Source organism: Dialister succinatiphilus YIT 11850 (genome assembly GCF_000242435.1).
Classification (GTDB): domain Bacteria; phylum Bacillota; class Negativicutes; order Veillonellales; family Dialisteraceae; genus Dialister; species Dialister succinatiphilus.
Window position 1 is genome coordinate 395788 of record NZ_JH591188.1, and the last position, 4942, is coordinate 400729.

The 4942-nt window shown below is 44.2% G+C and carries 7 protein-coding genes; 5 read left to right on the top strand and 2 right to left on the bottom strand.

Translation table 11 applies throughout. The features are described from left to right. Together HMPREF9453_RS07265 and HMPREF9453_RS07270 are read left to right on the top strand one after the other, a co-directional pair. Positions 1 to 579 (top strand): hypothetical protein (locus HMPREF9453_RS07265; protein ID WP_008859910.1); only part of this gene is annotated, 579 nt, incomplete at its 5' end. Between the two features lie 46 nt (positions 580 to 625). Beyond that, complete coding sequence (locus HMPREF9453_RS07270) at positions 626 to 1042, top strand: hypothetical protein (RefSeq protein WP_008859911.1); 417 nt, start codon at positions 626 to 628, stop codon at positions 1040 to 1042. A gap of 71 nt (positions 1043 to 1113) precedes the next feature. Here HMPREF9453_RS07270 and HMPREF9453_RS11935 read toward each other — a convergent pair whose 3' ends face one another. After that, the gene (locus HMPREF9453_RS11935; RefSeq protein WP_156792545.1) at positions 1114 to 1281 is read right to left on the bottom strand and encodes a hypothetical protein; all 168 of its coding nucleotides are present in this window, start codon (positions 1279 to 1281) and stop codon (positions 1114 to 1116) included. A 290-nt stretch (positions 1282 to 1571) separates the two neighbouring features. Here HMPREF9453_RS11935 and HMPREF9453_RS07275 point away from each other — a divergent pair, with 290 nt between their 5' ends. From HMPREF9453_RS07275 to HMPREF9453_RS07285, 3 genes are all read left to right on the top strand, one after another. Next, on the top strand, positions 1572 to 1895 hold the full coding sequence (locus HMPREF9453_RS07275; protein ID WP_040380166.1) for a hypothetical protein: 324 nt from the start codon (positions 1572 to 1574) through the stop codon (positions 1893 to 1895). Between the two features lie 136 nt (positions 1896 to 2031). Further along, complete coding sequence (locus tag HMPREF9453_RS07280; RefSeq protein ID WP_148363733.1) at positions 2032 to 2352, top strand: hypothetical protein; 321 nt, start codon at positions 2032 to 2034, stop codon at positions 2350 to 2352. Between the two features lie 19 nt (positions 2353 to 2371). Beyond that, positions 2372 to 2593, top strand: coding sequence for a hemagglutinin repeat-containing protein (locus HMPREF9453_RS07285; protein WP_083827276.1), 222 nt, complete (start codon positions 2372 to 2374; stop codon positions 2591 to 2593). Positions 2594 to 2651: 58 nt separating this feature from the next. On the opposite strand, the gene HMPREF9453_RS07290 is transcribed toward HMPREF9453_RS07285, so the two are convergent. Beyond that, complete coding sequence (locus HMPREF9453_RS07290; RefSeq protein WP_008859913.1) at positions 2652 to 4154, bottom strand: lyase family protein; 1503 nt, start codon at positions 4152 to 4154, stop codon at positions 2652 to 2654. Between the last annotated feature and the right edge of the window lie 788 nt (positions 4155 to 4942).

Consider the following 4942-nt stretch of genomic DNA (forward strand, 5'->3'; position numbering starts at 1 on the left):
GCCATGGGATACCTGCATAACCACATGCCAAAAGGCTGGGCAGCAAACCATCCCGATGAAGCACAGATGATTGCAGCCGGATTAGGCATGATTGTGGGAAGCATCTCCAACGATAAGAAAATAGGCGGATATATCGCCCAGATGGGGGCTAAGTGGAATATATTTGGAATGGAGTTAACAGAAGAAGAGAAACAGCAAGCTGATGAATTTTTTGAAGGTATTGCTAGCAAAATAACAAATTTAAGTGATGAAGACAGGAATCATCTAAACGAAATATTAAAAGATGCAATTAATGACAAAAGTCTGGATGCACTGATAAGGCTAGCGAGATGGACAATTGAGCACTATGGAGGGGAACTAAAGAACATTGGTTATGATGCGGATAAGGCTTATGGGGGATTACAGTTTTTATCTAAAATAGCTTTTTGGATTGATTTTGCACAGTATTTACAGAAATATTTTAATTTCCAAGTGGATAGATATAATGACTTGGAATCAAGATATCAAGCACAGGGAAGACAGTTTAGTGTAGAAATTTATAATCTTATTAAGAGTGATACTAATCAGGCTATGGACTAACATTTTTCTGATATGGAAAGAGTAAGTTTGGCTTATAGAGGTTATTATGATATATGAATTGATTGGTTTAATCGTTTGTATTATCGTCATATTTTGTGTCGTCTATATAAAAATTTGGGAGTTGAAACAGATTGATATAGCAGAGAAACAAATAGAAAATATGGAACGTATTGATAGTACAATTGCTCAACAAGATTATCAATTGCTTTCATTAGCAGGAGGTTTATCACAATTTGAAGTCAATAAAATATACCCTACTCTGAAAAAAAGTGGGGCATGGCATTTTTGCACCATTAAAGTAAATAATAGAAGGATATATTTCAAGAAATATGATGGAATGAAAGGATACTTTGACATAAAAAGAGGTAAGGTCGACACGGTATCTTTAAATCATATTGTTGTTATGCGCAATGGAGAACTATTGATGGGGCCTTGTGAAGATAAAGATAAATACAATATTTAAAGATAAAGCATATCTTCATGCTGAGCAGCATCAAAGCAGTAATTCTATCAAGGAGAGAGGATATACTTTACTCAACTTTCCCACTCCAAAACAAGGGATAAAAGCCCATAAAATCTATGCTGAGAGCGAATCCAATCAATCACTTTACTTTTTACCAGTTCTATGATCTCTGGCCCGAAAGATTCTGCTCCAGCTTTAAGCATGCAGAGCAGTTCCTTGCTGGATTTTTCGTAAGTCATATCTTATACTTCATCACACAGCATTAGAAATAACCCTCCGTAGGTCCTGTCGTCATTCTCCTGCCTACGAATCCACTCAATGGGAAACTTGGATATGGTAAAGTAAAATTGGGACTCCAAATTACGAGAACGGAAGAGGTCATAGATTTTTACGGACAAGCTGGTGATGCATACAACTTTGAATGGCATAAAATTAATTCATTATTCGAAGAAAAGATGGAGAAGATATTTATGTAGATGAGATTCCTCAGGGAGCTTATGTTTGGGTACAGGATTCGGATAATCCAGAGATGGGGTGGGAATATATTAAGGGAAAAGGCGAGGATGGAAGTGACTTATATCTAGATAATGTTTATGTTAAGGATGTTTTTTATATAAATTATAGAGGCAGAGCTTACGGATTTGCTTTAACTGAATATACTGACAATTATAAAAAATCGGAAATACGACGGCTTGGATTCCTATATGGAAAAGCGGCATTATATGGTAGCGCTACAATTAGAACTCTTGATTTAATAGATGCGGGAGTAAAGCTTTTAGAAAATCCCTCAAATGAAGACAATCTTTATGATTTTATACAAGAAATTTATAACAAAGAGAGGTCATTATTTTGATAGAGGTTAATGTATTTTACATCCAGTTATCAGAATATATCATTGCATTGCTTGTTTTAGCGTTTTCTAAAGCTCATAATACGTGCTTGGATTACACAAAAAATTATCTATACATGCCTTTTGGAAAAAAATGATTGTGGCTATAAGCATTGCACTATTTCAATATATAACAATATTTACAGTTAGTTTTATTGATTATTGCTATGGAATTGGCTTGTTTATTCAATATATAATTGAAATAGGGTATATTACTTTTTTAATAATGGTTTGGCTTCAATGCTTTTATGCATATTTTAAAAGCATACCAAAATCACTGATGTTAATTGTCGCTTGGATAATAAACCAAATCTGGGGATTCATTCCAAGCATAATTTCATTTATCATTTTTACATTGATGGCTTTTATATTTTTAAAAAGATCTTTAGTTATCAAAGAACAAGGTGGAGCATCAAATTGAGCATACTACTTCAATATAAATTTCTCTTTCCGGAAGCCGGATAGAAGGAAAGGACGTGAACCTGGAAGCAGGCCGACATGTTTTGATTACTGCCGGTGAAAATAGCACGGAAGAAAAACAGAACACCCACTCCACCAGTGGAAATATGGGAGTGTCTCTTGGCGTGGAAGGAATACAGGGAATCCGCGGAGGATACAGCAGCGGTAAGGGAAAAGACATATGGAAAGCGGAAGAGACATGACCAGCCGCAAAGCATCACAAAACGCCCATCTGCATCACGCAGGTGGGCGTTTCTTGCTTTATTTCATGCAGTCTCGCAGGAGTTTATCAAAGTCCTGGTTCAGTTTCTGCTCTGCAGAGGCCAGTTTCTTTTCAGTCTCTTCTGTCCAGGCTTTGTTATCGGCCAGGTCGTCTTTGGCCATCTGGATCATTTTGTCCAGTTCTGCCGGCTGGGGGCCGCCTTTGACTTTTCTGTTTCTTACGATGGAGGCAGGGTCTTTGGCGTGTTCCCATTCTTCTTCTGTCATGGGGAAGTCCCGGGGGAGATGGGGATCGCTGGCACAGACTTTGGCATAAATGGCCTTGGCGTCTTCATAGGTGAAGTCCCGGGGAGTGATATCATGGGCCCGGGCGTAGGTAACGATTTCACTGGCGAAGTGATGGCCCATGCGGAAGGGGATGCCGTGGTTTTTCATGAGCTCATCGGCAATTTCCTGGGAACAGGTCCAGTCCAGGTTCAGCTCTTCCAGGGAACGGGCAGGGTCGATGACCAGGTTGTTCAGAATTTTATCCATGGAGGTGAGGACTTTGGAGGCCTGGGGCATGATGTCCCTGGCGCCGCTCAGGCGGCCGTCAGCCATGCCGGCGGGAATATTATGGGAGCGGAACATGGCTTCCACAGACATGCCGAGAAGGGTGGAGGCGTCGGTACGGCAGCTGTTCAGAAGGCCCGGATTCCGTTTCTGGGGCATGGCAGAGGATACGTAGGTATTTCCGCCGCCTTCTTTCAATATGATCCAGGGGCGGGGCTGGGCGTACTGCTGCATGATTTCTTCAATGAAGCTGGTGGTGTGGATGGCGATGCAGTTGGTGATGCCGCCGGTTTCGATAGGCGCTTCCTGGGGGAAAATCTGGCCGGCATCGTAGGTGTTGTAGGCGAGACCGTCAAATCCAAGGTATTCTGCCATGCGGTCTCTGTCCAGCGGCCAGCCGGTACCGTTCAGCACGGTGCTTCCCATGGGAGAGCGGTTGAGGCGTTTGTAATATTCCCGCACCCGCTGCATGTCACGGCCATAGGCGTTGGCATAGGCGATGAAATAGTGGGCCAGGCTGTTGGGCTGGGCGGCTACGCCATTGGTGTAGTTGGGGATAAGGGTATCCTTATTTTCTTCTGCCAGACGGATGAAGTCTTCCTGCACCTGATTCAGCTTTTTCGCCATGGTGAGGAGGTGTTCCCGCTGTTCCATAATGCCTACGGTGGTGAGCATGTCCTGGGAAGAGCGGCCGGCATGGATTTTCGTGACATCGGGGCCTGCAGCCTTGATGAGATAGGGCTCAAAGGTAATCACATTATGGGGCCTTGCCGCACCGGGCAGGTTTCCATCCCGGAGGACCTTGTCGATGCCTTTGGCAAAGGCATGGCCCTCTTCAGGAGTGAGAAGGCCTTCGTCGGTATTGATGACATCGGAGGCTTTATTAATCTGCCCCAGCCAGTAGAAATTATCTCTTGGCGGCTGGGCAGCAAATACGGAGCCCGTGGAAATCAGGGCGCAGAGGGTGAGAGCAAGTACAGGTTTCTTCATGGTATAACCTCTTTTCTTTATTTCATATACTTATTATAGTGGATGGGAGGCAGAGGGGAAAGGTATTGAGACAATCAGATGTCAGATAGTCAGACGCTGGGAGGCTTCTGGCTTCCTGCTTCCGGCTGTCGGTTTCCGGCTTTCCACCGACTGGCATTCACCGGCTTATGGGCTGCTGTCGGCAGGTACCAGATTCTTTGCTGATGCTTAGTGTTCTGACGGGCCCGGCGGGAAGGAAAGCAGGTAAATGGGCTCCTTCCACAGTAGGGAGCGTTATTAGGGGGAAAAGGGAATTATAGTAAAATCAGCCATGATTGGCAGGAACCATTCGGATGGGAGATTTCTCGACGACCTTTCACTGGCTCCATGTAAAGGAAGATTCATACCGGCGCTGACCATCGCTCGAAATGACAGGAAAGCATAGAGCCACATCAGGCTCCTTAAGAAAGGCCTGCTACCCTCCGCCGCCTGTGGCCAGGCATTACGGTGTGCACATTATGTGCAGGCTATGCTCATATTTTAGCCCGGCTCAGAAATCCTCTGCAGGGCTTCTGCCCTTCAAAGGAAGGGGCCTTGGCTTTTCGTCACGCAGCACGGAAGACACAAAAGCAAGTCCCGTAACGCTGACTTTATAATCATCGCCCCCTAAAGGGGAAACGACTCACTACATTTTGCGCGTCGCTAGCGCTCCTTCATCCACTGCTGTCACTGACTCACTGGATTTTCGGGTCGCTGATGCTCCCCTACAAATCCAGTTCGCTAGTGCATCCACTGCTGTCACTGACTCA